The sequence below is a fragment of the Sphingobacterium griseoflavum genome, from assembly GCF_014653155.1.
In the GTDB taxonomy this organism is placed as follows: Bacteria; Bacteroidota; Bacteroidia; order Sphingobacteriales; family Sphingobacteriaceae; genus Sphingobacterium; species Sphingobacterium griseoflavum.
In genome coordinates, this window is record NZ_BNAF01000002.1 from 55,663 (window position 1) to 80,266 (window position 24,604).

25 protein-coding genes are annotated in these 24,604 nt (G+C 43.0%); 9 read left to right on the top strand and 16 right to left on the bottom strand.

Annotation, left to right across the window (positions count from 1 at the left end; all coding sequences use genetic code 11):
* The first annotated feature begins 2 nt into the window (after positions 1 to 2).
* Complete coding sequence (locus IE165_RS02320) at positions 3 to 500, top strand: dihydrofolate reductase (protein ID WP_189624998.1); 498 nt, start codon at positions 3 to 5, stop codon at positions 498 to 500.
* Positions 501 to 599: 99 nt separating this feature from the next.
* Here the strand turns inward: IE165_RS02320 and IE165_RS02325 are convergent, their stop codons facing one another.
* Positions 600 to 1,604, bottom strand: coding sequence for a D-alanine--D-alanine ligase family protein (locus IE165_RS02325; protein WP_189624999.1), 1,005 nt, complete (start codon positions 1,602 to 1,604; stop codon positions 600 to 602).
* A gap of 213 nt (positions 1,605 to 1,817) precedes the next feature.
* On the opposite strand from IE165_RS02325, the gene IE165_RS02330 reads away from it, so the two are divergent.
* The 5 genes from IE165_RS02330 (at position 1,818) to rpsA (ending at position 7,295) form a co-directional block, all read left to right on the top strand.
* Positions 1,818 to 2,573 (top strand): PASTA domain-containing protein, encoded by a 756-nt coding sequence (locus IE165_RS02330; protein ID WP_189625000.1) that lies wholly within the window; start codon positions 1,818 to 1,820, stop codon positions 2,571 to 2,573.
* Positions 2,574 to 2,583: 10 nt separating this feature from the next.
* Positions 2,584 to 3,627 carry an endolytic transglycosylase MltG gene (gene mltG / locus IE165_RS02335; RefSeq protein WP_189625001.1) on the top strand — a complete coding sequence of 348 codons (1,044 nt, stop codon included), beginning with the start codon at positions 2,584 to 2,586 and terminating at the stop codon, positions 3,625 to 3,627.
* 103 nt (positions 3,628 to 3,730) lie between these two features.
* Positions 3,731 to 4,141 (top strand): acyl-CoA thioesterase, encoded by a 411-nt coding sequence (locus tag IE165_RS02340; protein WP_189625002.1) that lies wholly within the window; start codon positions 3,731 to 3,733, stop codon positions 4,139 to 4,141.
* Positions 4,141 to 5,112 (top strand): YihY/virulence factor BrkB family protein, encoded by a 972-nt coding sequence (locus IE165_RS02345; protein ID WP_189625003.1) that lies wholly within the window; start codon positions 4,141 to 4,143, stop codon positions 5,110 to 5,112. Before IE165_RS02340 ends, IE165_RS02345 begins: the two co-directional genes overlap by 1 nt.
* A 248-nt stretch (positions 5,113 to 5,360) precedes the next feature.
* The gene (rpsA, locus tag IE165_RS02350) at positions 5,361 to 7,295 is read left to right on the top strand and encodes a 30S ribosomal protein S1 (RefSeq protein ID WP_189625004.1); all 1,935 of its coding nucleotides are present in this window, start codon (positions 5,361 to 5,363) and stop codon (positions 7,293 to 7,295) included.
* 182 nt (positions 7,296 to 7,477) lie between these two features.
* Here the strand turns inward: rpsA and IE165_RS02355 are convergent, their stop codons facing one another.
* A complete protein-coding gene (locus IE165_RS02355; RefSeq protein ID WP_189625005.1) occupies positions 7,478 to 8,359 on the bottom strand; it encodes a pirin family protein in 882 nt (293 codons plus the stop codon).
* 95 nt (positions 8,360 to 8,454) lie between these two features.
* Positions 8,455 to 10,413, bottom strand: coding sequence for a DNA topoisomerase (ATP-hydrolyzing) subunit B (gene gyrB, locus IE165_RS02360; protein WP_189625006.1), 1,959 nt, complete (start codon positions 10,411 to 10,413; stop codon positions 8,455 to 8,457).
* Positions 10,414 to 10,630: 217 nt separating this feature from the next.
* Between gyrB and IE165_RS02365 the strand changes: the two genes are divergently transcribed.
* A complete protein-coding gene (locus tag IE165_RS02365; protein ID WP_189625007.1) occupies positions 10,631 to 11,254 on the top strand; it encodes an OmpH/Skp family outer membrane protein in 624 nt (207 codons plus the stop codon).
* Positions 11,255 to 11,366: 112 nt separating this feature from the next.
* Positions 11,367 to 12,269: a CorA family divalent cation transporter gene (locus tag IE165_RS02370; protein ID WP_189625008.1), complete on the top strand. Its 903-nt coding sequence runs from the start codon at positions 11,367 to 11,369 to the stop codon at positions 12,267 to 12,269.
* A 6-nt stretch (positions 12,270 to 12,275) separates the two neighbouring features.
* Here IE165_RS02370 and tsaB read toward each other — a convergent pair whose 3' ends face one another.
* From tsaB to mscL, 5 genes are all read right to left on the bottom strand, one after another.
* Positions 12,276 to 12,977, bottom strand: a complete 702-nt coding sequence (tsaB, locus tag IE165_RS02375; protein WP_189625009.1) for a tRNA (adenosine(37)-N6)-threonylcarbamoyltransferase complex dimerization subunit type 1 TsaB — start codon at positions 12,975 to 12,977, stop codon at positions 12,276 to 12,278.
* 7 nt (positions 12,978 to 12,984) lie between these two features.
* Positions 12,985 to 13,239: a membrane protein insertion efficiency factor YidD gene (gene yidD, locus IE165_RS02380; protein ID WP_189625010.1), complete on the bottom strand. Its 255-nt coding sequence runs from the start codon at positions 13,237 to 13,239 to the stop codon at positions 12,985 to 12,987.
* Positions 13,202 to 13,615, bottom strand: a complete 414-nt coding sequence (locus tag IE165_RS02385; protein WP_189625011.1) for a ribonuclease P protein component — start codon at positions 13,613 to 13,615, stop codon at positions 13,202 to 13,204. The genes yidD and IE165_RS02385 overlap by 38 nt, the downstream gene beginning before the upstream one ends.
* A 51-nt stretch (positions 13,616 to 13,666) precedes the next feature.
* On the bottom strand, positions 13,667 to 13,825 hold the full coding sequence (gene rpmH / locus IE165_RS02390; RefSeq protein ID WP_071790452.1) for a 50S ribosomal protein L34: 159 nt from the start codon (positions 13,823 to 13,825) through the stop codon (positions 13,667 to 13,669).
* A gap of 180 nt (positions 13,826 to 14,005) precedes the next feature.
* A complete protein-coding gene (gene mscL / locus IE165_RS02395; protein WP_189625012.1) occupies positions 14,006 to 14,413 on the bottom strand; it encodes a large-conductance mechanosensitive channel protein MscL in 408 nt (135 codons plus the stop codon).
* Positions 14,414 to 14,624: 211 nt separating this feature from the next.
* On the opposite strand from mscL, the gene IE165_RS02400 reads away from it, so the two are divergent.
* The gene (locus IE165_RS02400; protein ID WP_189625013.1) at positions 14,625 to 15,272 is read left to right on the top strand and encodes a response regulator transcription factor; all 648 of its coding nucleotides are present in this window, start codon (positions 14,625 to 14,627) and stop codon (positions 15,270 to 15,272) included.
* Positions 15,273 to 15,297: 25 nt separating this feature from the next.
* On the opposite strand, the gene IE165_RS02405 is transcribed toward IE165_RS02400, so the two are convergent.
* From IE165_RS02405 to IE165_RS02440, 8 genes are all read right to left on the bottom strand, one after another.
* On the bottom strand, positions 15,298 to 16,443 hold the full coding sequence (locus IE165_RS02405) for a sugar phosphate isomerase/epimerase family protein (protein ID WP_189625014.1): 1,146 nt from the start codon (positions 16,441 to 16,443) through the stop codon (positions 15,298 to 15,300).
* Positions 16,444 to 16,526: 83 nt separating this feature from the next.
* Positions 16,527 to 16,712 carry a BF3379 family histone-like protein gene (locus IE165_RS02410; protein ID WP_189625015.1) on the bottom strand — a complete coding sequence of 62 codons (186 nt, stop codon included), beginning with the start codon at positions 16,710 to 16,712 and terminating at the stop codon, positions 16,527 to 16,529.
* Positions 16,713 to 16,849: 137 nt separating this feature from the next.
* On the bottom strand, positions 16,850 to 18,556 hold the full coding sequence (gene ftsZ / locus IE165_RS02415) for a cell division protein FtsZ (protein WP_189625016.1): 1,707 nt from the start codon (positions 18,554 to 18,556) through the stop codon (positions 16,850 to 16,852).
* A gap of 140 nt (positions 18,557 to 18,696) precedes the next feature.
* Positions 18,697 to 20,061: a cell division protein FtsA gene (gene ftsA, locus IE165_RS02420; protein ID WP_189625017.1), complete on the bottom strand. Its 1,365-nt coding sequence runs from the start codon at positions 20,059 to 20,061 to the stop codon at positions 18,697 to 18,699.
* Between the two features lie 45 nt (positions 20,062 to 20,106).
* Positions 20,107 to 20,934 carry a cell division protein FtsQ/DivIB gene (locus tag IE165_RS02425; protein WP_189625018.1) on the bottom strand — a complete coding sequence of 276 codons (828 nt, stop codon included), beginning with the start codon at positions 20,932 to 20,934 and terminating at the stop codon, positions 20,107 to 20,109.
* Positions 20,927 to 22,285, bottom strand: a complete 1,359-nt coding sequence (gene murC / locus IE165_RS02430) for a UDP-N-acetylmuramate--L-alanine ligase (RefSeq protein ID WP_189625337.1) — start codon at positions 22,283 to 22,285, stop codon at positions 20,927 to 20,929. Before murC ends, IE165_RS02425 begins: the two co-directional genes overlap by 8 nt.
* The gene (gene murG / locus IE165_RS02435) at positions 22,285 to 23,385 is read right to left on the bottom strand and encodes an undecaprenyldiphospho-muramoylpentapeptide beta-N-acetylglucosaminyltransferase (protein WP_189625019.1); all 1,101 of its coding nucleotides are present in this window, start codon (positions 23,383 to 23,385) and stop codon (positions 22,285 to 22,287) included. Before murG ends, murC begins: the two co-directional genes overlap by 1 nt.
* A gap of 9 nt (positions 23,386 to 23,394) precedes the next feature.
* Positions 23,395 to 24,588 carry an FtsW/RodA/SpoVE family cell cycle protein gene (locus tag IE165_RS02440; RefSeq protein ID WP_189625020.1) on the bottom strand — a complete coding sequence of 398 codons (1,194 nt, stop codon included), beginning with the start codon at positions 24,586 to 24,588 and terminating at the stop codon, positions 23,395 to 23,397.
* Positions 24,589 to 24,604 lie beyond the last annotated feature (16 nt).

Below are 24,604 nucleotides of genomic sequence, written 5' to 3' on the forward strand. Positions count from 1 at the left end.
GTATGAGCAACCTGAAGATCATATTGATTGTAGCCGCCGCCGAGAACAATGCGATTGGAAAAGACAACCAAATGTTATGGCATTTGCCGGACGACTTCAAGTATTTTAAAAATAAAACTATTGCCCACTCCGTTGTTATGGGCAGAAAAACCTACGAATCGATGGGCAAGGCTTTGCCCGACAGAAGAAATATTGTATTGACACGGAATGAGGAATGGTTTGCCGAGGAGATTGACGTAGCAAACTCCATGAATGAGGTGCTGACCTACTGTCGTGATGAACGGGAAATTTTTATTATTGGCGGTGGTCATATTTACAAGCAGTGGTTGCCACATGCACAGGAGGTGCTGTTGACACGCGTGCATACCACAATAGAAGGAGACGCATATTTTCCAGAATTGCCTACCTCCGAATGGAAAAAAATAGACAGCGTGCATCACGAGTCTGATGAGCGGCACCAGTATGCGTTTACATTTGAGACATGGAAACGCATTTCTTAGAGAAGGTCGTTATGGTAAAGGGGATAGATTTTAATCAAGCTATCCCCTTTTCTATTGGCTACCGGCTTGGAAGAGCCACAAGCAGCGGTATCTGTAACCTTAATTTTTTAATGCCGCCTCAATAAGCGCTGCATAAAAATCACCCTCTTTCATGCCGAATGCCCTTACTTGTTGTGGGATAAAGCTTTGCGGCGTCTGCCCTGGGATGGTGTTAATTTCAATAAAATAGAAGCGATCAGTTTCCTGTTCCAGAAAATAATCTATCCGCACCATACCCCGGCAGTTAAGGCGGACGTAAATATCCTGCAGGATGCGTGACGCTCTCGCTTGCTGTTCGTCCGAAAGGTCGGCAGGTGTGATTTCCTCTGTAAGTCCCGGAATATATTTAGCTTCGAAATCGAAAAATTCACGAGTTGTTTTTACCTCCGTCGCCGGCAATACGACCAAGTTACCCGTTGCGTCGCGGAAGATGCCTTGCGAAAACTCTCTACCGGTCACAAATTCCTCGATCAACACCTGCTTCCCGGTGTTCTCCGCGTGGAATGCTTTATCTAAAGCGCCTGATAATTCTGAAAGCTCCTTAACCTTGGTCATACCTATACTGCTCCCGCCTGCGTTGGGCTTGACGAAATAAGGCAACTGCAACTGTTCTTTAATTTTATCAGCTCCCGTATGTCGATCCGTGTCAAAGAGCAGAACAGATTTTGCAAGAAAAAGGTCTGGAATATCGGCTAAAATTGCTTTGGTATAGCCTTTGTTCATCGTAAGCGCCGAGGTCAATGCACTACAGGATGTATACGGAAGACCGACCATGTCAAAATAACCCTGCAGGCGCCCATCCTCACCAGGCGTACCATGCAAAATTATGCATGCGATATCAAATTTAATTAGATGTCCATCGATCGTTAATGAAAAATCTTCTCTATTCACCCGAATTTTTATACCCGCATCATCTACGTGGAACCACGCATCCTCCGCAATAGTTATGGTATAGATATCGTAGCGATCCTTATCCAATTGGGAATGCACAAATTCGGCGCTTTTGAAAGACACCGCTGCTTCGCCGGTATATCCACCGGTCACTAAAGCTACTTTTCTTTTCATGTATTAATTTTCTTCGATAGTAGGCGGGGTGGTATCTTAACGATCAAATCATCTGGCACACCTACCCAGTTTCACAAATAATGTCAAACCTAGGCAAATATAATTTGCGTTCCACGGAAAAACGAATATTTTTGCTTATTATATTAATATAACGTGTGCGGGCAAAACGACGCAAATTGGCGCAACTATTGCTCGCATAATATCAAAGAATTCATGTCAAAACTATTGTTGTATCTGAAGACAGATGCTTTTCGAAAAAATCTTATAGCAGCATTAGTTGTTATTGTCCTGTTATTTTTGGTCATCTATTTCGGCTTGAAGGCCTATACCAAACATGGCGTGGCCATCGAAGTACCGCAGGTGAAAGGTATGCAGATTGACCAAGCTATCCAAGCTTTGGAAAAAGCCGACTTGGAATATTTTATAGACTCTGTCTACCAAATGGATATGAAGCCAGGGCTGGTTATCGAGCAGGATCCTGAGCCTAAGTCACATGTAAAAACAGGCCGTACCATATACCTAACCATCATTACTCAAGTCCCTCCTGAGGTGTCATTTCCAGACATTATCGACAAAACTTTTATCGAAGCTACCGCTATTCTCAGGAATCAATCACTCAAAGTCGGGGACACGGTGTATATTTCGGATATTGCACGAGACGTCGTCTTAGACGTTAAATTTGCTGGCCAACCGTTGAAGGCTGGTAGGATGGTACCGAAAGGTTCCAAAGTTACCCTTATTTTAGGAAATGGTCGAGGCGCCAGTGAGGTAGAGCTCCCCAACCTTGTCGGTTTGTCGCTGGACGAAGCGCGTTTTGCCCTAATAGGTGTAGGTCTCAATTTAGGAACGATCAATTATAGCGGCGCCATACTTGATTCGCTCAGTGCAAAAGTCATTAGCCAACAACCCGACAGTACCGCGGGGTTTGTCGGCCTAGGAACAGCGGTAAACTTGACATTATCAAATTAAAGAAGTAGACATGAGCGACAACAAAAACGGTTTCCCAAAATTCCTAAAAATCCTGCTACTGCTCGTTTTAATTGCCGGAATAGTTGTTGGCTACTTAGGGTACCAAGCTTTTCTGGGTCCTAGCGTAACAAAAAACGAACCCTATTTATACGTACACAGTGGCGATACCTATCCCGACGTTTTACGACAATTAAAAGAAAAAAAAATTGTGGGAAATGTGCGATTTTTCGACTATGCAGCCAAGGCAATGGACTATCCGGCCTCGGTAAAACCGGGTCGATATAAATTAACGGAAGGATTATCAAATAGAAGGCTTATCGGCAATCTGCGTGGCGGCTATCAGGAAGCGGTCAAGTTCAGGTTCGAGAATATTCGTTTGAAAGAAAATTTCGCTGCGCTTTTAGGTAAAAATTTTGAAGCCGACTCCGCGGCTTTTCTGCATATTTTGCAAAATGACAAGGTAGCAGAATCTTATGGATTTACGGAATCGAATTTCTTTAGTATGTTTATCCCAAACACCTATGAAATTTACTGGAATACTTCTCCGGACAAGATTATCGCTCGTTTTCATGAAGAATATAATAAATTTTGGAATACAGAGCGAAAGGAAAAAGCTGCCGCATTGAACCTAAGCCCAACAGAAGTCAGTATTTTGGCTTCCATCGTCAAGGGAGAGGCGCTGCACAAAGATGAAATGCCGAAGATTGCGGGCCTTTATCTTAACCGTTTGAAACGAGGCATTCTGCTTCAGGCGGATCCAACCGTAATCTTTGCAAACAATGACTTTAGCATCCGTCGTGTACTGAATAGGCATTTGACGATCGACAATCCATATAATACATACCGTTTTAAAGGACTCCCTCCAGGCCCAATCATGTTGCCCAGCATAGCGGCTATCGATGCAGTATTGCATTACGAAAAGCATGATTACATTTATATGTGTGCGAAAGACGACTTCTCTGGCTATCACAATTTTGCGGTCACACAGGCCGAGCATTTGGTCAACGCCCGAAAATTCCAACGTGCATTAGACGCCAGAAATATCAAAAAATAATTTTTCAATAATCAAATTAACGCGCAGCTACGGAAGAAAACGTTACGAAAGTAGGCGGTATCTCGTACACGGCAAAGGCTCATTTTACTATTTTAAGCTTAAGATGTTTACACACCAAACCACGATAAGGACAAGATATGCAGAGACGGATCAAATGGGATACGTGTATTACGGCAACTATGCATCTTACTACGAAGTCGCCCGTACAGAGATGTTAAGAAGTACGGGTATTTCCTACAGAGAATTGGAAGAGATAGGCGTGATGCTCCCGGTGACCGACCTGACCTGCAAATATATGCAGCCTGCTCGCTACGATGATTTAATCACCATAAAAACCTATATCCGTGAAAAGCCGAACGTGCGAATAAAATTTGAATATGAGGTTTTTAATGAAAATGGTGTACTTTTGAATACAGGATCTACGCAGCTTGTTTTTGTGGACATGGAAAAAAAACGCCCCTGCAAAGCTCCCCAAATATTTCAGGAAAAAATGGCTCGATACTTTAGCGAATAATGCAAAAGAACATACATAGCTCCCTTTTACGTTTAAAAATTTACGATCGGTTTATTGAATGGACGAAAGCAGCTATTGTCCCAGGTTTCGGTTCACTCCCGCTTTATACGGTGTTTACTTTTTTCTTTCAGGAGATTGCTCGCGAATCGATTTTGAATAAGGCTTCTTCCTTGGCATACAATTTCATGTTAGCTATTTTTCCGGCTATCCTATTTCTGTTTACGTTGATTCCGTATATTCCAGTTGATAACTTTCAACAGAAGCTTTTAGATCTCATTCAAGTGGCTTTACCGCATAATGCTTATGAATTTTTACAAGCTACGCTGGTGGATATTGTGAGGAATCAAAACTCTGGACTATTGTCTGTAGGTTTTTTATTGGCTACATTTTTTGCCACCAATGGCATGACCACCTTGATGATGGCTTTTAATAAAGCGTCGCTCGCTAAAGAGAAGCGATCTTGGTTTCGTAGACGAATAGCAGCCATTGGACTCTCTTTTGCTATTATTTTAGCATTGGCAATGGGGATTGGCATATTCACGGGAGCTGGCTTTGTCATCAATTATTTAAAGAAACAAATCGATTACGATATTTCTTGGTTTTGGACGTCTGTAGTCACGCTGTCACGGTGGATTGTACTGTTTGGCATTTATTTTTTCACAGTGAGTATCCTTTATAAATTCGGTCCCAGCGACGCCAAAAAATGGAAATTCTTTAATGCTGGCGCCAGTTTGGCCACAATTTTGGCAGTATTGACCTTTTCCGGGTTCACATTTTACATCGACAATTTCGGGGCTTACAATAAGCTGTATGGATCTATTGGAACGCTTATCGTGGTCATGATTTGGATGTACCTTAATTCCCTCATTCTCCTTATAGGCTTTGAACTAAACGCTGCCATAGCATTGTCCAAGCAAAGTATTAAAATCGTTAAACCTCGCGTGTACAACTCCTTCAAAAGCGATTCTTGAAAATTTTTATTTAACAATTTACCACATTCAGTACCTCAATAATAAGCAGTATCCAACAGTTTAAATCGCTTATGACCATACGGATTGACGACAAAAGCGGTTCTATAATCTGGAAAAAATACCAGTATTTGAACCTCAGTAAGCAAAAAATCCAAAGAAAACATTTTTTTCACTTAATCTCTTGTATATAAAAGTTTTTCGTATTTTTGCAGTCCCTACGACGTGGGGAAAAGGAGAAAAAATAATTAATGGCAAAAAAACAAGAAGCAGAAAAAGAGTTAGCGGCAAAAAACGCAGAGCTACAAGGTGCTGACACTAAAGTAGTGAAAGACACTGAAAAAATCGAGTCTGAAGCAGATTCAAAATTGATCGACGAAATTAAATCTAACACTTGGATCACACCACAAGGTGATTTCGATTGGGAGTTGGACGAAAAAGCTTTCGGTAATTACAGCGAAGCTGAGCGTAACAAATTGGAAGAGCAGTATGCAGGAACTTTCAACCAAATCAATCAAGGAGAAATTATTGAAGGTATCGTTGTATCTATCAATAACAAAGATGTCGTTTTAAACGTCGGTTTCAAATCAGACGGTCTTGTAGCATTATCTGAGTTCCGCGACTTACCTGACTTGAAAGTTGGTGATGCGGTTGATGTATTCGTAGAGTCTCAGGAAGATGCGAACGGTCAATTAGTTTTATCACGCAAACGTGCTAAAACACAAAAATCTTGGGAAGCAATCAACGATGCATTGGAAAATGATGCGATCATCGATGGTTTCGTCAAATCTCGTACAAAAGGTGGTTTAATCGTTGATATCAGAGGTGTAGAAGCATTCTTGCCTGGATCTCAAATTGATATCAAACCTATTCGCGATTACGATATTTATGTGGGCAAAACGATGGAATTCAAAGTGGTAAAAATCAACCATGAATTCAAAAACGTTGTTGTATCACACAAAGTATTGATCGAAGATGATTTGGAAAACCAAAAATCTGAAATCGTTGCGAAATTAGAGAAAGGCCAAGTATTGGAAGGTACAGTCAAAAATATCACAGATTTCGGTGTGTTTATCGATTTAGGTGGTGTTGATGGTTTGCTTCACATTACGGATATCTCATGGGGACGTATCGAACATCCGAAAGAAGTATTGGCATTAGACCAAACGATCAACGTAGTTGTTCTCGATTTTGATGACGAGAAAAAACGTATCGCTTTAGGTTTGAAACAATTATCAGAACACCCTTGGGAATCTTTAGATACAGAGTTAGCAGTAGGTTCTAAAGTGAAAGGTAAGATCGTAACCGTTGCGGATTATGGTGCTTTCCTAGAAATCATCCCTGGTGTTGAGGGCTTGATCCACGTTTCTGAAATGTCATGGTCACAAAACTTACGCTCACCGCAAGAGTTCTTGAAAGTTGGCGATGAAATTGAGGCGGAAATCTTGACGTTGGATCGCGATGAACGTAAAATGAGCTTAGGTATCAAACAATTGACGCCTGATCCATGGAAAAACATCACAGAACGTTACCCTGTAGGTTCTAAGCAGTCTGCTATCGTAAAAAACATGACTAACTTCGGTGTATTTGTCGAGTTGGAAGACGGTATAGACGGCTTGATCCACATCTCTGACTTATCTTGGTCTAAGAAAATCAACCACCCTAACGAGTTCACTAAAGTTGGTGAAAAATTAGAAGTTGTGGTTCTTGAGCTTGATGAAGAGAACCGTAAATTATCTTTGGGTCACAAGCAATTGGAAGAAAATCCTTGGGACACATTCGAGACCATCTTCACAGAGGGTTCCGTTCACGAAGGTACGGTGATTAAGGTCGGCGACAAAGGTGATATCGTTGCTTTACAATATGGAGTTGAAGGCTTCTGTCCGAACAAACACTCCGTAAAAGAGGACGGTTCCGCATTGAAAGTTGATGAAGTTACAGAATTTAAAATCATCGAATTCAATAAAGAAAACAAACGTTTGGTCATTTCACACTCTCGTATTTGGGAAGATCAAAAAGCGGAAGCTCGTATCGAAGAGTTCAATGCTCGTAAGAAAGAAGCTAAAGCTGCCAACTCAGCCGTGAAAAAAGTAAAAGACTCTGTCGAGAAATCTACTTTAGGTGATTTGGATGTTCTTGCTCAGTTGAAAGAGCAGATGGAAGGTGACGAAAAAAAATCTAAATAAATAAGATTTTAAAATACTTTTCTCAATCCCCAACCATAAGGTTGGGGATTTTTTATTGTATTTTCACCAAAAATGCTAACGATTAACTACATTAAAGATGTAGGCTTGAGAAATTTTAACGAAATATTATCGGTTTGAGCTTGGTGTACCAAGCAAAGTAAGCCAATATTATACTTTCTTTTTTACTTTATTCTAGGTTCGGGTAAAGGCACATAACCATCGTCGTTGATCACTTTCGGAAAGCGATGGTTCCGCCAATCTTCTTTTGCCTGCTCGATCGTCGCTCTATCCGTAGCTACGAAGTTCCAGAAGATAAAACGTTCCTCGGGAAAAGGCTCTCCACCAAAGATATAAACTGTTGTATCGGGCTTCATCGTGAACGAACAGAGGTGCGCATCCTTTGTTATCAGAATCTGTTTGGGGCCATAGGCATATCCCTGGTTTTCAATTTCTCCTTCCAAAATGTACAGGCCGCTTTCACCGAACAAATACGTACCGATATCGATCTTCTTTTCTTCTCTTGCCTTAATCTCGAGCATGTAAAGAGGCGAATAGACGGGTACTCCCGACTTGCGACCAAAGGCTTCGCCTGCGATTAATTTGTAGTGCACACCATTCTCTTCCCATGCTGGAATATCCTTCGCTTCTATATGGAAAAATTCTGGATCCATAAATTCAAGCGATTTGGGGAGCGCTACCCAAATCTGTAGACCATGCATAAACTTGTCCTGCTTACGTAAATAATCGGGTGTACGTTCCGAGTGTGTTACTCCCTTTCCTCCCGTCATCCAATTGACAGCACCAGGTTTTATTTCGATTTCTGTACCCATACTGTCTCGGTGCATAATGGCCCCGTCAAACAGGTAGGTTAAAGTGGACAGTCCAATATGTGGGTGCGGCGGAACATCTAGGTTCTCATAGTCCGCTAGGCAGGCAGGCCCCATATGGTCGATAAACACGAAGGGGCCTATGGATCGTTTTTGACGAAAGGGCAACAAGCGACCTACTAAAAAATTACCGATATCAGCGGCTTTCTCCTCAAGGATAAAATCAATATTAGACATAACAATAGACGTTAAAACCTATACAATTTACAAATAAAATTCCCAACCGTGAACGATTGGGAATTTTATTAAATAATCAAAAAAATGGAGAAAACTTAAACGTCTATTTTCGCATATCGTGCGTTCTTCTCAATAAATTCGCGCCGTGGAGCTACCTCATCGCCCATTAACATAGAAAATATACGGTCGCATTCTGCGGCATTTTGTATGGTCACTTGGCGCAATGTGCGATGTTCTGGGTCCATAGTTGTTTGCCAAAGTTGCTCGGCATTCATTTCACCTAGTCCTTTATAACGTTGCACGTTGACAGAATCTTCCTTGCCCGACCCTTTCAAACGCTGAATGGCGGCTATCCGTTGATCTTCGTTCCAAGCATACTCAAAATCTCGTCCTTTTTTCACCATATATAGCGGTGGAGTAGCGATATACACATAACCTTTTTCAATCAGCTCCTTCATGTAGCGGAAGTAGAACGTCAAAATTAAAGTCGCGATGTGCGAACCATCTACATCGGCATCCGTCATGATAACGATCTTATGGTAGCGTAATTTATCCAAATTGAGCGCTTTTGAATCTTCGGCTGTACCGACACTAACGCCCAGGGCCGTAAACATGTTCTTGATCTCTTCATTTTCATAGATCTTGTGTTCCATGGCTTTCTCCACATTCAAAATCTTACCGCGCAACGGCATAATAGCTTGAAAGCGGCGATCCCGGCCCTGCTTGGCCGTTCCACCGGCGGAGTCTCCTTCGACAAAGAAAATTTCACATCTATCTGGATCGTTATCCGAGCAATCGGCCAACTTGCCGGGCAAGCCAGAGCCGCCCATCACAGTTTTACGCTGCACCAATTCGCGTGCCTTACGTGCCGCTGCACGAGCCTGCGCGGCGATAACAACTTTCTGTACGATCGCCTTTGCTTCGCGGGGATTCTCTTCTAGATATATGCCCAAAATTTCACCCACAGCAATATCAACGGCGCCCATTACCTCGTTATTGCCCAGCTTCGTTTTTGTCTGCCCCTCAAACTGAGGTTCCGCAACCTTGACAGAAACCACGGCTGTCAAACCTTCTCGAAAATCATCACCCGTGATATCAACCTTCAAGTTTTTCAACAAGCCCGACTTATCGGCATATGCCTTTAACGTGCGCGTTAAACCTCTACGAAATCCGGCTACATGTGTACCACCTTCTATGGTATTGATATTGTTCACATAAGAATGGACATTCTCTGAATAGGTGTCGTTATACTGCAGCGCCAATTCTACAGGAATTCCCTGTTTGATCCCCTCTACATAAATCGGATCTGGAATCAATGGCTGGCGCGTACCATCCAAAAATTTAACAAATTCCTGTAGTCCGCCCTCAGAATAATAAACATCCGACTTAAAGGAACCATCTTCCAATACTTCGCGCTCGTCGGTGAGGGTAAGCCGTACACCTTTATTCAAGAAAGCAAGTTCCCGTAAGCGATTGGCTAATGTGTCGTAGTTGTAGATGGTGGTCATCGTGAATATCTCGGCATCGGGGCGGAAAGTCACCGTTGTTCCTGTAGTTTCACTTAACCCAATTTCCTTAACATCGTACATCGGCTTTCCTTTCTCATATTCCTGTTGGAAGATCTTACCATCGCGTTGTACCACTGCCGATAGATGTGTAGAAAGAGCATTCACACATGACACGCCGACCCCATGCAAACCACCTGAAACCTTATAGGTATCCTTATCAAACTTACCACCAGCGTGAAGCACAGTCATGACGAGCTCCAGTGCCGATTTATTTTCTTTTTTATTGATCCCAGTAGGTATACCGCGACCATTATCGCTCACTGAAACAGAATTGTCCTCATGAATACGGACGAATATATCCGTACAGTAACCCGCTACAGCCTCGTCAATCGAGTTGTCAACTACCTCGTAAACCAAATGGTGTAAACCTTTGACACCGGTATCCCCGATATACATAGAAGGTCTTTTACGCACTGCCTCTAATCCCTCTAAAACTTGGATATTGTCCGCTGAGTACGTCGAGATATTTTTATTTTCTTCGCTCATGAAATGATATTAAAATGAGTACCGTTTAACATTCAAAAATACGATTTTTTTCGCTAAAAATCAAACTTTAGCACGATTCCAAAGCTTTAAAAAATGAGCAAAATAAACGTCAACAAACACCGATTTTTTTGAAGATTTGAACCCGGAATTGGGAAAATCTAATTTTTTTATATTAGGTTTGCTTTTTGAAAATTTAAAACTTGAAAATTAGATTAGAATGAATAAACTATTTGCAACATTAACCAATGTATCCTTAGGCCTCGCGTTAGTGGTGGCAATCGTATCTTGTAACCAAGGTACAAAAACCGACCCGGTGGCAACCAAGGATTCAACCGCCACAAGCACCGCCACATCGACTAAAACAGAAAAAATCGTTTACATCAACTCGGACACTTTGTCAGAAAAATATGAGTATTTCAAGGATATTCGGACAAAATTAGAGGCGAAGGTTAAGAAGGCTCAAAGCGATTTACAATCCAAAGGACAGGCATTCCAAAGAGAGGTTGCTGATTTCCAACAGAAGGCGGCCACGATGAGCGCATCTGAGCGTCAGGCAACTGAAGAAAAGTTATCCCGCAAACAGCAGGAGTTAGGCCGTCTAGACCAAAACGCATCCGCTTCTATACAACAGGACGAATCTACGGAATTCAACAACGTCTATAACGCCATCACAGAGTACCTGAAGAAACATGCAGAAGATAATGGTTACACACTAGTACTTACCTATTCCAAATCCAATCCTACTGTACTTTATGCCGACGCTAAACTGGATATTACAGCCGATGTTATTGACGCGCTGAACAAAGAGTATAAGGATAAAAAATCGAAAGAAAAAAAGTAGCTTTTTCCAATAGCTTTAAGAAATCAAAAGGCTTCTCTAAAAACAGAGGGGCCTTTTATTTGTTTTTCAACGATTTGATTGATACATTGCGCCAAGTTTAATCAACGCGTATATGGTTAGGAACATATTGGAGGACGCAAGCTCAAAATTCACCTGGATCGATATACTCGAGCCGACCCTCGAAGATTTCGGTTCGTTGAAAGAAAAGTTTCATCTCCACGATTCTTCGATAAAAGACTGTTTGCAGGTGGGCCAATTACCTAAGATTGAAGAATTTGAGCACTACTACTTTTTGATAATACGATCCATACCAAAAAAGTTCGACAATTTCTCCGACACATTAACCGAAATAACAGAGCGAGTATCCATCTTTTTTGGGGAAAATTTTGTTATCACTGTCCATCGCGAGCCGGTGGATTACGTGGAAAAGTTGGCTATAAATTTTCCACTTGAAAAACTACATACCAGCAAGCTTTTTGTAAATCATCTGACCTCGGAAGCTTTAAAAACTTTTGAAAATCTAGTGATAAACAAACTCAACAGGCAATTGGACAGCTATGAGGAGATGGTTTTCCTACATCAACGAAGGAAAGATTTTTTACGCCAATTATATTATATCAAGCGGCAAATCGATCTCATTCGAATTATCCTCACGCTGTATAAGGATATCGTCGACCTACTTCACCTCCGTGCGTTCAAGAACATCTATACGCAAGATCTCAAGGATATCTACGCTCGCTCATCCACCCTGTATCGCAATATTTCCGAAAATACCGCGCAGCTATTATCTGTTTATTTCAATATAGAATCCAACCACACCAATGACATCATGCGTACACTAACCATATTTTCGGTTTTCTTTATGCCGCTGACCTTTATCGTGGGGGTATACGGCATGAACTTCGACCACATGCCCGAGTTAGCATGGTATTATGGCTACCCCGCGGTGATGCTTGGCATGGCCCTGTTGGCGTTAGTGATCTATTACTGGTTCAAAAAGCGGAAGTGGTTATAACGGATTCTATCGCTTTTTAGGCGTAGTCGCAATAAAATCTTTGAGATAAAATGGTTCAAAATACACCGAATCTTCAAATTGTTTCAAGCTATATTTCTCAAAGGCCAATCCCGATAGGAAATCTGCACTGTTGAGAAAACCTGGAACTACCTGAACCCATGGATTTTCCGTAAACAGGAGTGCCAGTTTATTTGCACCACTGCCAAAGAGCAGGAACTGCGCTTGACTTTTATCATCGGTGGCAAAGAAATCTGCATCGATTATACAAGCTTCCGTATCCCGAACCTTGACCTGCCCTTCCCTGTACTGTGCCATGTACACTTCCATGCGACGGGCGTCGATCATTGGAACCAGCATTTTGCCGACCATCTGCATGGGATCCCGACGTGCAAAGCCGGCTACCATGGCATCAAGCGTATTGATAGCGATCAAAGGTATATCCAAGCCATAGCATAAACCTTTTGCCGTAGAAACTCCAATTCGTAAACCGGTATACGAGCCCGGACCCATACTCACTGCAACAGCGTCCAAATCAACCGATGAGATATCGGCATCGCGAAGGAGCTGGTCTATAAATACCGTTAAATGGCTTGCATGTAGATTCGGCAACTCGGCATCAATTGCAGCAATAGTCTTTCCGTTTTTGCTTATGGCAACGGAGCAGACCGGTGTTGCTGTCTCTATTTGTAATACATAGATATTGTTCATAGCTAAATTATGGCAGGGGGTCATGTCCATGCCCCCCCCATGGGTTACAGCGCACTATACGTCGAACGGCCATAAGTCCGCCTTTAAAAGGACCATACTTCAAAATGGCTTCTTTCCCGTATTGGGAACAAGTGGGCGTATATCGACAATTAGCACCTAGGAATGGGGAAATAAAAATCTGATAGAAACGAATGATCAATACGAACACGCTCTGCAGCGGCCATTTAACTATCCAAATCCAAAAAAACCTTACTACTTTCATCTTTTAATTTATCCAATACCAATCCCATCCGTTGATGGAGCTGCACCGACGGCAACTTTTCCTTTCCAATGTATTGAAAAGCTACCAACAAATGTACGGAATGTTCATGGAGAAAACCGTAAAGACTCGACTTTTGAAGCCGATAGGCTTCCCGCATCCTACGTTTGATAAAGTTACGGTCGACCGCGCGCTTAAATCTTTTTTTCGAGACGGAAAGTATGCATTGCGCAGGTGGCCCGTCATTATCATGCTGGTTATTGGCAAGCAGAAAGACGATACGATAGGGGTATAATACAAAAGAAGAACCGTTATGGAAAAGACCGTCAATAAGTCTCTTGCTACATAGCCGTTCTTCTTTTGTAAATGTATAGCTCATCGTGACAAAACGCCGGCTCAGAGGCTCGGAGGAGTCACCGGCAATATCATACTATCCTTTGTGACGGTATTCGTCTGATACGGTAAGGCGCTTTCTACCTTTTGCTCTACGGGAAGCTAATACTCTTCTACCGTTAGCCGAACTCATACGTTCCTTAAATCCGTGCTTATTTCTTCTTTTTCTTTGCGAAGGCTGAAATGTTCTTTTCATGACGCTATTATGCTTGTTTTATATTTTTTTGTTCAATCTGTCCCAGCAAGGGGAATGCAAAAGTACAGTTTCTTTGCGTAAGAAACAAACAATCTTGCAAAATTTTCCATCATCGCGAAAACAAGACCTCTCCCTTGTCTTCTTCAGCTTTTTGGCTAAAGGAATTGCTACCGTGGCTGCCTATTTATTGCGCAAGATGTCCCGTATCTCGGTCAATAGCACTTCTTCCTTCGAAGGTGCTGCTGGGGCGGCTGGCGCTGCTTCCTCTTTCTTCTTTAAAGAATTCAAGCCTTTAATAACTAAGAAAATACAGAACGCGACGATAATAAATTGAATGACTACATTGACAAAGGTTCCATAATTGATCGCCACCTCTGTTATCCCTGCGGCCTCGTCGGCTGGAGTGATGACGTATTTCAAATTGCTAAAATCCACACCTCCTGTCAGGTAGCCAATAGGCGGCATAATAATATCGTTTACCAACGATGTCACAATCTTCCCAAAAGCACCGCCGATAACAACACCGACTGCCAGATCGACCACGCTACCGCGCATTGCAAATTCCTTAAACTCTTTAAAAAATCCCATAATGTATCATTTATAAGTTATCAATAAACAAAGATGAAAATAATTTTAACAAAATCGAATCGTATTGTAGTTTTTCAGCTTCAAATTAAGTATTTTTTTGCGCCACAATACATCTATAAAACCGCTTTCATTGAGTTTTTTTATATCTTTGTTAAAGGGCTGGATACATTTTTAGTTCACGCGCTTAGAAAATTAAACAGTGTCAAGTACGATGAAAAAGATATTAATTGCCGATGATCATAGTATTGTTCGACTTGGTGCATCTTTTATTATAAAAGAGCTTATCTCCGATGCGATCATACTGCAAGCGGAAACGTATGATGAGGTTTATACGGAACTGAAGAAGGACGCTGTAGACTTACTGTTACTAGACATCAATATGCCAGGCGGCAACAACATCAAAATGGTAAAGGAAATCTTGGAAATCCAACCACAGGTCAAGATTTTGATCTTTTCTTCTTATGAAGAAAACCTCTATGCCCTACGCTATATCAGCGCTGGGGCCAGCGGATATCTGCATAAGAACACCGCGATGTCCGAGCTAAAAAATGCGATACAAAACATCATGAGCAGAGGCCGTTATATGTCTGAAGCCGTCAAGGAGTTATACATCCAAAAACTGACAACAAGTAAATCGTCATTTGATGACAAAGACCAGTTGCGCAAGCTTTCTAACAGAGAGATGGATGTCGCCAAGCACCTCATCAAGGGCTTGGGGATTCTTGATGTCGCAAATTTGATGGAATTGAGTTCTTCGACGGTTAGCACTTATAAAAGTAGAATATTTGAAAAACTTAATGTTACGAATTTGCCGGAATTGATTGAGTTATTCAAACTACACGATGAAGAGCAGCATTAGGTTACTGCTCTTCAGCTCCTACACATTATCTACTCAGTTGCGCGATCGTTATTTCCGGAATATCGGCAACATTTGGCATACTTAATTCTTTTTGTTTTTTATAATAGTAACCGTTGTGCTCATCTAGATCCCATAGTAAGGGGGAAAGAAACCGGATACAATTGGTGAAGCCTTGGTCTGTGGCTTTCGAACTCCCAGTGTCCTTCGAATTTCTTGCCTCATTCTCTATCTCAAAGGGTCCCTCAAATCCGCGCCTGTGCAAGACGTTGACAAAATCGTTCCAGTCCATATGGTCAGAGCCGCCAAAACCGGGCAACATCGCTTCATAGTGATGACGATCCCAATCGTTTTTCGGTATAGCAACGTTCGCTTGCCGAGCCAAGTTGGGGTCTACGTGCTGCATAGGATACATCCCACCCCATTCGATACGCGCCTTGGTTTTTAAATTCCTCGTTGTTTTAACATGGATGCGCTTCAACCGCGAAATGTCCATCTGCTCCACCACATCGACCGGATTAGTATTCTGCCAAATATCATGCGATGGATCGTAAATCTCTCCGTGTGCCTTGCTTGGTATGATCGTATACATTAATTTTCGGGCGGCTAATACGCCTGGCAAATTGTTGTAAGTGCTTGTGTAACGCGCCGATCGCCAACCTTCCATCGGACAATTTTCGTATACGATGGTTACACCGAGATCTTCGGCATACTTCACTATCGGTGTAAAAACACGTTCATACTCTTCGAGGTTCTTTTGAAAACCATCGATTTCGTTACCTAGCTCATGATTATACCCCACAAATGTTCCCACTTTCACATCATTGGAATCTCCACCAAGGAGATGTGCGATACGAATAAGCCTTAGGAGATGGTTTTGGTTATTTACTCTTTCGACGGGGTCGCCTCCGATCATGTTTTCAAAAGCCCCCAAGGAAAGACTAAGTTCAGCCTGATTAAACTGGTCGATCAAGGTACGACCGTTCTCGGCAGAGAAGCCCTCATAGGCTAGGTGTGTTGCGGTATGGTCAGAACGAGTTCCATCTTTTCTGAATACGCAGAGGTCGATCCCTTGGGCGCCGACAGCTTTAGAGGTCCGAATCAGCTCATCCAAAGACAATTTATCATACGCTGAACTCATGACCCAAATGGGATTATTTAGTTTATTCACCATAAAAATACTGTGCTAAGTTTATCCGTAAATATACTAAAAAAGCCCTTAAAGGGCTTTCCGAATTCGCTATGTATAAGAATTCATTATTTCTTATTCTTCAGCTCCTGTATCCCTAGGCGCAGATCCTGTGACAGGTTTTTGATGTCTTGCAGGCCTTTTCTAACGCGTGTTCCGGCGGCGCTATTTCCTTTCACAAAGAATTTATCCGCGTCGGCTTCCAAGCCATCTACTAATGCTTTCAGCTCGTTGAATTTATCAATACTAGCCATAATTGAAATGATTTAAGTGTTATAATCTATTAATAATTAATTGCTTTATAAAAGTAGTACCTTTTGGCAAATAAAAAAATTTTTATAAAAAAAAGACAGCGCGTACGCTGTCTTTTCTATAAATAAATAAGTGTAGTCTAGTCTACGTTGTCGTGTAGGAAAGAATTATTGGGTCGTATTTCTGTCTCACCTTCATCAAAGGACAACGTGAACCTGGAAACTTGAGATTGCGAAGAATGGGGCACATCTTCCAGCGCTTTTTGCCTTCTCTTGTAAGCCGGTTCATTCTCCAACTCTTGCAAGCCGTTACTTGACTTCAATTTCATGCTCAACTCTTTCAGACGAAGGATACGCTCTTTCGTTTTCATCAGCTGATCTTCAAAATCCATCTCTTTATGTTCTTCTTGTGCTGCTGGCGAATCGTTAAAAGTATTACTCGTCGCAGGTGCTCCTTGTTCGCTTTCCTTTTCCTCGCCAGCACGGTATGTATCAAAAACCGAAGGAAGTTTGAATTCAAACATCGAAGGTGAGGTCTTCAATTCAAATCCACCATTATTCTCAATCGAGGGTTCTTGCGCCTGCTCAGGTTCATCCAAACTGAGCGTATGACGTATGACCTGTGGTTCCTCGTTTTTCACAATTGACGAATGAATAGGTTTGGGCGATGTAAAAAGATCTACCGGAGGCGGAGAGGAAATCGCTGACGGACCTGATGGTATCGAGTTTTGTACAGGCTTAACATGTGTCGATTGAGTCGTAGCTGGCTCGGGCGTTGCAGCGAATTGATTTTGAACGATAGGTTTAACGAACTGATTTGCGACAGGTTCAGGGGTTAAGGGTAACGCAATTTTTTCCTTCTCCTTTTCTTTCACGCGTTCTTCGGCAGTCTGAAAACCGGTAGCAATGATGGTAACGGACAGCTCATCCTCGAAATGCTCATCAATACAGTTACCCCAAATCAAATCCGCAGACAGGCCGGCTTTCTCTTGGATATAATCGGTCACAATCGCCACTTCGTCCATCGTTACTTCTTTTCTTCCAGAAGTAATGTTCAGTAAGATATAACGTGCTCCTTCAATCTCATTATCTTTCAACAAAGGAGACGCGAGAGCACCTGTAACTGCTTCGATAGCACGGTTTTCACCGGAAGAAATAGCATTCCCCATAATAGCGACGCCACTATCGTTCATCACGGTACGAACATCTTTAAAGTCGACGTTCACATAGCCCGGAATGGTGATAATCTCAGCGATGCCTTTTGCTGCCGTCGTCAAGATATCATCGGCTTTGGCAAAGGCTGCAGTCATAGTTAAATTACCAAATATTTCGCGCAGTCGATCATTGGAAATTACTAAATAAGAATCTACATATTTTCGCAGCTCTTCCAGACCTTCCTCAGCTTGGGAACGACGACGCTTACCTTCGAATGTAAAAGGTGTAGTAATGATAGCAACGGTAAGTATACCCAGCTCTTTGGCTGCTTTGGCCAACACCGGACTTGCACCTGTACCCGTTCCGCCGCCCATTCCTGCTGTGATAAATAGCATCTTGGTATTGGTACCCAGCATCCGTTTGATGTCCTCAATACTTTCAATAGCGGAATTCTCGCCCACATCAGGATCAGCACCGGCGCCCATTCCCTCTGTTAAGCTAGCGCCCAGTTGAACTTTGTTCGGAATGGGACTCAACTCCAACGCTTGCGCATCCGTATTACAAACGATGAAATCTACTCCACTAATCCCCTGCTTGTACATGTGATTAACGGCATTGCCCCCGCCACCACCCACACCAATAACCTTGATTATCGATGATTGTTCCTTTAACATTTCAAATTGTATCGACATAAAATAACCCTATTTAACTCTTGTTAAACCACTTAGATAAACGCCCATAGGTTCAACAATTCCAATGTAATAATACCAATTTATTCACCATAGTTTTCCACAATTGTTAAATTGTGGAAAAATGCCCATTTGTGGATAACTTACTTTTTACCAATAAAGGTGTCATCGTCAATTCCAGCGTCGTCTTTAATAAAATCAGACAAAATTTTAGTGAACCAGCTTTCTTTCTTACGCTTTTCTTCGGCAATTTCCGTAACGTTCTCTTTCGTGACTTTTTTCGTGGCCATTTCCTGATGGGTAGCTTCATCTTCTTCAATCGCCTGCACACCCTTAATCAAAAGTCCGATTGACGTCGCATACATCGGGCTTTTCAACTCTTCCAACGCTTGCTTGTTAAGCATTTCCGTTTTCGCTAAATATTCGTTTGGATAGCCAATACGACAGCCGATGCCGGTGATATATTCGACCAACTGCACCAAGTGCTTCAATTGAGCACCACCACCTGTAATGACAATACCAGCAATCAACCTATCTTCGTAGCCTGATGATTTGATCTCATAATACACATGTTCGATAATTTCCTCCATACGTGCTTGGATGATATAGGCCAAGTTTTTGACAGAAATCTCCTTTGCCTCGCGCCCGCGGATACCAGGTACGCAGATCACCTCATTATCTTTATTTTCGTCGGCCAAAGCAGAGCCATAGCGTACTTTCAGTTGCTCGGCTTGGTTGCGTAATACCGAACAACCTTGCTTAATATCTTCCGTAACAATATTACCACCCAATGGAATAACCGCCGTATGACGAATAATCCCTTCGTGAAAGATAGCGACGTCCGTAGTACCGCCACCAATATCAACTAAAACAACACCAGCAGTCTTTTCTTCTTCGTCTAACACAGCTTCAGACGAGGCAAGAGGTTCCAAAACCAACGAGGAAACCTCAAGATCCGCATTGTCTACACAGCGTTTGATATTACGGATATCGGTAACCCTGCCGGATATAATATGAAAATTCGCTTCCACGCGGCGACCGGCCATTCCAATAGGTTCTTTAATACCAGGTTCATTGTCTATGGTAAACTCTTGCGGCAGCACGTGGATAATTTCCTCACCAGGAGGAAGCACCAATTTATACATGTCTGAGATCAATTGTTCCACATCTAAACGACCGACCTCGTCGTAGTCACGTTTGGTAAGAATACCACGGTGTTGGATACTCTTGATGTGCTGACCCGCGATCCCGACGTTGACCACCTTAATATCTACGTTAGATTGCCCCTCAGCAATTGCAACGGCCTCACGGATACTGCTCACTGTCTTTTGAATATTGGCAACGACGCCCCGATTTACACCTGAAGATTCTGCCTTCCCCACACCTAATAGCTCAATCTTGGTGCTACCACTACGACGTCCGACGGTTACGCAAATCTTCGTGGTTCCGATATCCAACCCTACGATGATTGGATTCTCCTTTTCGTTTTCTGCTAATCTTGGTTTCATATGCTGTGTATTTGTTGCTGTATATATTATTTTTCTCTGTGTTACTTAATTCATTTTCATCTTTGTCTGCAGGCTATCAAGCATCCACCCTTCTTTACGCTCGCAGATAATCTGTCCGTCGTATTTGACATTAACCTTCTCGTAGGCATCCGAGCCCACGCGCGGCAAAATATTCTTGTAAAAAACGACCAATCTGTCCAATTTTTCTTCTAGTTTGACGGCATTCCCCAATACCAATTGCTGATTTCCCACGCGAGGGACAATTTCGATATCTCCGAAGTCGTTCACATAAAGCTGCACGATTTGGTTACTCCACAACGGATCTCCTTTTACATGTGCTACGATCCGGAGCAAGTCCTTCACCAACGCTGTTTCCACCGTGTCCAGCGCCTTTCGGTAGCTTTCCTTAATATTTCCGTTGGCCACCAACACATGCGGAACATAGCGCAACGTCACGGGCACCTTAGCTCCTTTCGTATCGATATAGTACTCGTTTCCATTCTTGTTCACAATGCGCAATACAACTTCTCTTTGCTGAACAGCGATTTGCAATACCCCGTCCATATCCACATAGATTTCTGCTGCAGACACGTACGGGAGCTCCAACAATGCCTGTTCGATTTTTTGGACAGGGATATATCGCAATGGTTTCCCAACGACCTGTCCAAATTTGCCTTTTACGAGATCCGAAATATCATGTTGATCAATAAAGGCTTCTTTGCCTTCCACCATAACCCGCATAGAGGTGCATACTTGTGCATCGGCCTTCTTGTTGACCACACCCATCAGCATGCCTACACCTATCAGTGCGACGACCGTCAGGCATCCATAGCCCAAAATCCTCCAAGGTATGTTGCGCATTCGGTTAGGCATTCTCCAACAGTTCTTTTAAGGGTTTAACCAATCTGTCAATATCTCCGGCTCCGACTGTCACAACTAGCTCTGGCCTTTCGACTTTCACGATATCCAATACGGCCGCTGGCGAAACCAGCCGTTTATTCGCTATGCCGACTTTATCCAACAACCAAGCCGATGTCACCCCTTCTATGGGTTGTTCGCGTGCCGGGTAGATATCCATCAATAAAAGCTCGTCGGCCATCCCTAGCACTTCAGCAAAACCCTCTACGAAATCGCGTGTACGACTGAATAGATGCGGCTGAAAAATAACCGTCAGCTTTTTCCTGGGATACAGCTTACGCATGGATGCTAAAAAAGCACGCAGCTCTTCTGGATGATGTGCGTAATCATCGATATAGGTAGCTCGATCGGTTCGGACAATATATTCAAAGCGCCGTTTTGCCCCACGAAACGAGGTCAATGCTTGACGGATTGCTGCCTCGTCGATGTTCAAAGAAAGTGCTACCGTAATCGCCGCAACCGCGTTTTCCACATTATGAATCCCCGGAATTCCCAAATGTAGATTCGAAATTGTGGCACCCTCTTTCCGGCAATAGTCAAAATAAAACTCTCCGGAAACTACCCGTATGTCTTTAGCGTATGCGTCACATATCTCTTCTTTTGCATAGGTTAATGATCCCGTGAACGGCAAACCTTTTTTAACAATAGATATGCCAGTTTCTACAACACGCCCCAAAAACAAAGCAAAGGATTCAATCAGATGCTTTTCGTCACCATAAATATCCAAATGATCTGCGTCTGCAGAAGTGACTATTGCTATGTTGGGGTGCAAGGTCAAGAAGGAGCGGTCATATTCATCTGCTTCCACGACCACCACATTATTTGCGCCGTACAGTACATTCGTATTGTAATTTGAGCTGATACCCCCGAGGAAAGCAGAACAATCATAGCCTGAATCTTTCAATATATGTGCAATCATCGTGGAGGTTGTTGTTTTCCCGTGCGTACCCGCGACAGCAATCGTAAACCTGCTCGCGCTGATGATGCCCAAAACCTCCGATCGCTTATATAACGTAAATCCTTTATCTAGGAAAAAGTTTTTTAAACGTAAATCTTTCGGAACAGCGGGCGTGAAAATAACCAATGTTTGCGCAGAAATTTCTTGGTAGTCAGCCGGCAGCAAGGATATATCGTCTTGATAGATAACTTCGATACCCTCGTCCTGCAACATTTTTGTCAAATCAGTTTCTGTCCTGTCATATCCTTTCACCTCGCATCCCAAATGACGAAAGTAGCGGGCCAAACCGCTCATACCGATACCTCCGATTCCGAGTAGGTAAACACGTTTTATATGGTCGAGATTCATCATTTATCTATCAATTTTAAAACTTCGTTTGCTATTAATTCATCAGCATCCAACATGGCAAGCTTGCTAATCTGTTCGCTTAGCTCGAAACATTTCGATTCATCTGTGGCTAAGGACAAAATAGTATCGACCAAATTGGTTCGCGCGCTTACATCGGACACCAATAGTGCAGCCCCCTTGCTTACCAGTGCTTTCGCATTCTTCGTTTGGTGGTCTTCAGCCACATTCGGAGAGGGCACTAGAATGACGGGCTTTCCTACAGCACAAAGTTCCGATATGGTACCCGCTCCGGCGCGCGACACCACGATATCGGCAGCGGCATAGGCATAATCCATACGCTGTAGGAAAGGCAAAAGCACCACACTGACAGGGAGTCTATCGATCAACGTGTTCTTTAAAGCCTCATAATAATAACTTCCGCATTGCCATATGACCTGCATGTCCTGATCGACAAACTGCTCCAAACCGCCCAATACACAATCATTCAGCGTTTTGGCTCCAAGACTTCCACCCGTTACCAATACTGTTTTTTTTCCCTTCTGCAAGCCAAAAGATGCCAGACCTTCCGTCTTTCGACCTTCGATCTGTATGGACGAGCGACGAATAGGATTACCAGTCAGCAAGATCTTTTCCGCTGGAAAAAACTTGTCCATCCCTTCGTAGGCCACACAAATCTTCTTGGCTTTTTTCCCTAAGCGTTTATTCGTTACACCTGCGTAGGAATTCTGTTCCTGAATCAATGTAGGTAGCCCCAATGCGTTTGCCATCATCAGCAGCGGACCAGAGGCATAACCACCTACACCTACCGCCACATCGGCTTCGAACGCCTTAATCAGCCGTCGCGCCTTCAGCAAACTACTCAACATTTTAAAGGGTAAACCCACGTTTTTCCACAAGGATTTTCGGTCTATACCTTGTATATCGAGGCCTACAATTTCGTAACCCGCAGCAGGTACGCGATCCATCTCCATACGACCGTTTGCGCCCACAAACAATAGGTCTATATCGGGCTGCAAACGGCGAAGGGCGTTCGCAATTGCTATCGCTGGAAAGATATGTCCTCCAGTTCCGCCGCCGCTTATGATTACCTTATTTGCCATGCTTTCTTACTAAATTGTACCGACCACCACTTTTTTTGTCCTTGGTGCTTCGTATAATTCCTCTTTATCCTTCAATTCTTCAATATTGCGACTCACACTCAAGATGATACCAAGTGCGACGCTCGTAAACAAGATCGATGTTCCCCCCATACTCACCAACGGTAGCGGAACACCGGTGACCGGACCTAAACCAACGGCAACGGCCATATTTGCCAACGCTTGGATTGTCAGGCTAAACCCAAGGCCAGCTGCCAAAAAAGCTCCAAAAGCGCGCGGACTCAACGTGACAATCCGTATACAACGATACATCAGCGCCATATAAAGTGCCAACAGTATGGCGCCACCCAATGTACCATACTCCTCGACGATAATAGCGAAAATGAAATCGGAATACGGGTGAGGCAATAGATTACGCCCAACACTATTTCCAGCCCCCTTGCCGAAAAATTCACCGGAAGCGATGGTCATTTTCGCGAGATTTGCTTGGTAATTTTTATCTTCTTGAAAAGAAACTGTCCCGCTGGCCACCTCTTCTGAACGAAAAAAACCTTCGATACGGCTGAAGTATGTAGTCCGCCTCGGTCCCACAGCAATTACGATCAAACCGAGCAGACCTACGCCCAAAGAGACGATAGCAATTTGCTTGAACGAAATACGCCCGATTAATAGCAAAAGAATACTGGTACCGAAAAGCATCAGCGCAGTGGATAAATTTGCCCACGCGATCAGCACGAATACCGCACAAACAGCGCCCATTATGGGAACAAACGACTTCTTCACATCTTTGATATCTTCTTGTTTACGCGATAGCATACGTGCTAAAAATGTGATGAGAGCCAATTTTGCCAAATCCGATGTTTGGAAAGTTTGATTTATCACGGGAATGGTAACCCAGCGACTCGCATCGTTCACCTTGTTTCCACCGATCAGGGTAAACAACAACAGCGGTATGGTAATGATCATGAGTAGTTTAGAAATGCCCGCGTAATAGCGGTAATCCAACTTATGTGACAGATACATTAATCCAATACCTATGGCGATAATGGAGAAGTGCTTAAAAAGGTATAGCTCTGTACCCTTTCCCTCTTTGTAGGCAAGCGTGCCTACCGAGCTGTATACCGCCAATAGCGACCAACCGGACAACACGATCACAATGATCCATATCCACTTGTCTCCTTTTAGTTTGTTAAAAATCTGATCCATCAGCGCAACTGTTTAT

Bases quoted from the DNA above. Each gene is read 5' to 3' on its own strand.
- murC (WP_189625337.1), bottom strand. From the start codon at position 22,285: ATGAATCTCGACCATATAAAACGTGTTTACCTACTCGGAATCGGAGGT.
- IE165_RS02385 (WP_189625011.1), bottom strand. From the start codon at position 13,615: ATGAGCTATACATTTACAAAAGAAGAACGGCTATGTAGCAAGAGACTT.
- IE165_RS02440 (WP_189625020.1), bottom strand. From the start codon at position 24,588: ATGGATCAGATTTTTAACAAACTAAAAGGAGACAAGTGGATATGGATC.
- IE165_RS02340 (WP_189625002.1), top strand. From the start codon at position 3,731: ATGTTTACACACCAAACCACGATAAGGACAAGATATGCAGAGACGGAT.
- ftsZ (WP_189625016.1), bottom strand. From the start codon at position 18,556: ATGTCGATACAATTTGAAATGTTAAAGGAACAATCATCGATAATCAAG.
- IE165_RS02355 (WP_189625005.1), bottom strand. From the start codon at position 8,359: ATGTCTAATATTGATTTTATCCTTGAGGAGAAAGCCGCTGATATCGGT.
- rpsA (WP_189625004.1), top strand. From the start codon at position 5,361: ATGGCAAAAAAACAAGAAGCAGAAAAAGAGTTAGCGGCAAAAAACGCA.
- IE165_RS02320 (WP_189624998.1), top strand. From the start codon at position 3: ATGAGCAACCTGAAGATCATATTGATTGTAGCCGCCGCCGAGAACAAT.
- yidD (WP_189625010.1), bottom strand. From the start codon at position 13,239: ATGAAAGTAGTAAGGTTTTTTTGGATTTGGATAGTTAAATGGCCGCTG.
- ftsA (WP_189625017.1), bottom strand. From the start codon at position 20,061: ATGAAACCAAGATTAGCAGAAAACGAAAAGGAGAATCCAATCATCGTA.
- rpmH (WP_071790452.1), bottom strand. From the start codon at position 13,825: ATGAAAAGAACATTTCAGCCTTCGCAAAGAAAAAGAAGAAATAAGCAC.
- IE165_RS02325 (WP_189624999.1), bottom strand. From the start codon at position 1,604: ATGAAAAGAAAAGTAGCTTTAGTGACCGGTGGATATACCGGCGAAGCA.
- IE165_RS02370 (WP_189625008.1), top strand. From the start codon at position 11,367: ATGGTTAGGAACATATTGGAGGACGCAAGCTCAAAATTCACCTGGATC.
- IE165_RS02365 (WP_189625007.1), top strand. From the start codon at position 10,631: ATGAATAAACTATTTGCAACATTAACCAATGTATCCTTAGGCCTCGCG.
- IE165_RS02345 (WP_189625003.1), top strand. From the start codon at position 4,141: ATGCAAAAGAACATACATAGCTCCCTTTTACGTTTAAAAATTTACGAT.
- mltG (WP_189625001.1), top strand. From the start codon at position 2,584: ATGAGCGACAACAAAAACGGTTTCCCAAAATTCCTAAAAATCCTGCTA.
- mscL (WP_189625012.1), bottom strand. From the start codon at position 14,413: ATGGGATTTTTTAAAGAGTTTAAGGAATTTGCAATGCGCGGTAGCGTG.
- IE165_RS02330 (WP_189625000.1), top strand. From the start codon at position 1,818: ATGTCAAAACTATTGTTGTATCTGAAGACAGATGCTTTTCGAAAAAAT.
- IE165_RS02405 (WP_189625014.1), bottom strand. From the start codon at position 16,443: ATGGTGAATAAACTAAATAATCCCATTTGGGTCATGAGTTCAGCGTAT.
- murG (WP_189625019.1), bottom strand. From the start codon at position 23,385: ATGGCAAATAAGGTAATCATAAGCGGCGGCGGAACTGGAGGACATATC.
- IE165_RS02400 (WP_189625013.1), top strand. From the start codon at position 14,625: ATGAAAAAGATATTAATTGCCGATGATCATAGTATTGTTCGACTTGGT.
- gyrB (WP_189625006.1), bottom strand. From the start codon at position 10,413: ATGAGCGAAGAAAATAAAAATATCTCGACGTACTCAGCGGACAATATC.
- IE165_RS02425 (WP_189625018.1), bottom strand. From the start codon at position 20,934: ATGCCTAACCGAATGCGCAACATACCTTGGAGGATTTTGGGCTATGGA.
- tsaB (WP_189625009.1), bottom strand. From the start codon at position 12,977: ATGAACAATATCTATGTATTACAAATAGAGACAGCAACACCGGTCTGC.
- IE165_RS02410 (WP_189625015.1), bottom strand. From the start codon at position 16,712: ATGGCTAGTATTGATAAATTCAACGAGCTGAAAGCATTAGTAGATGGC.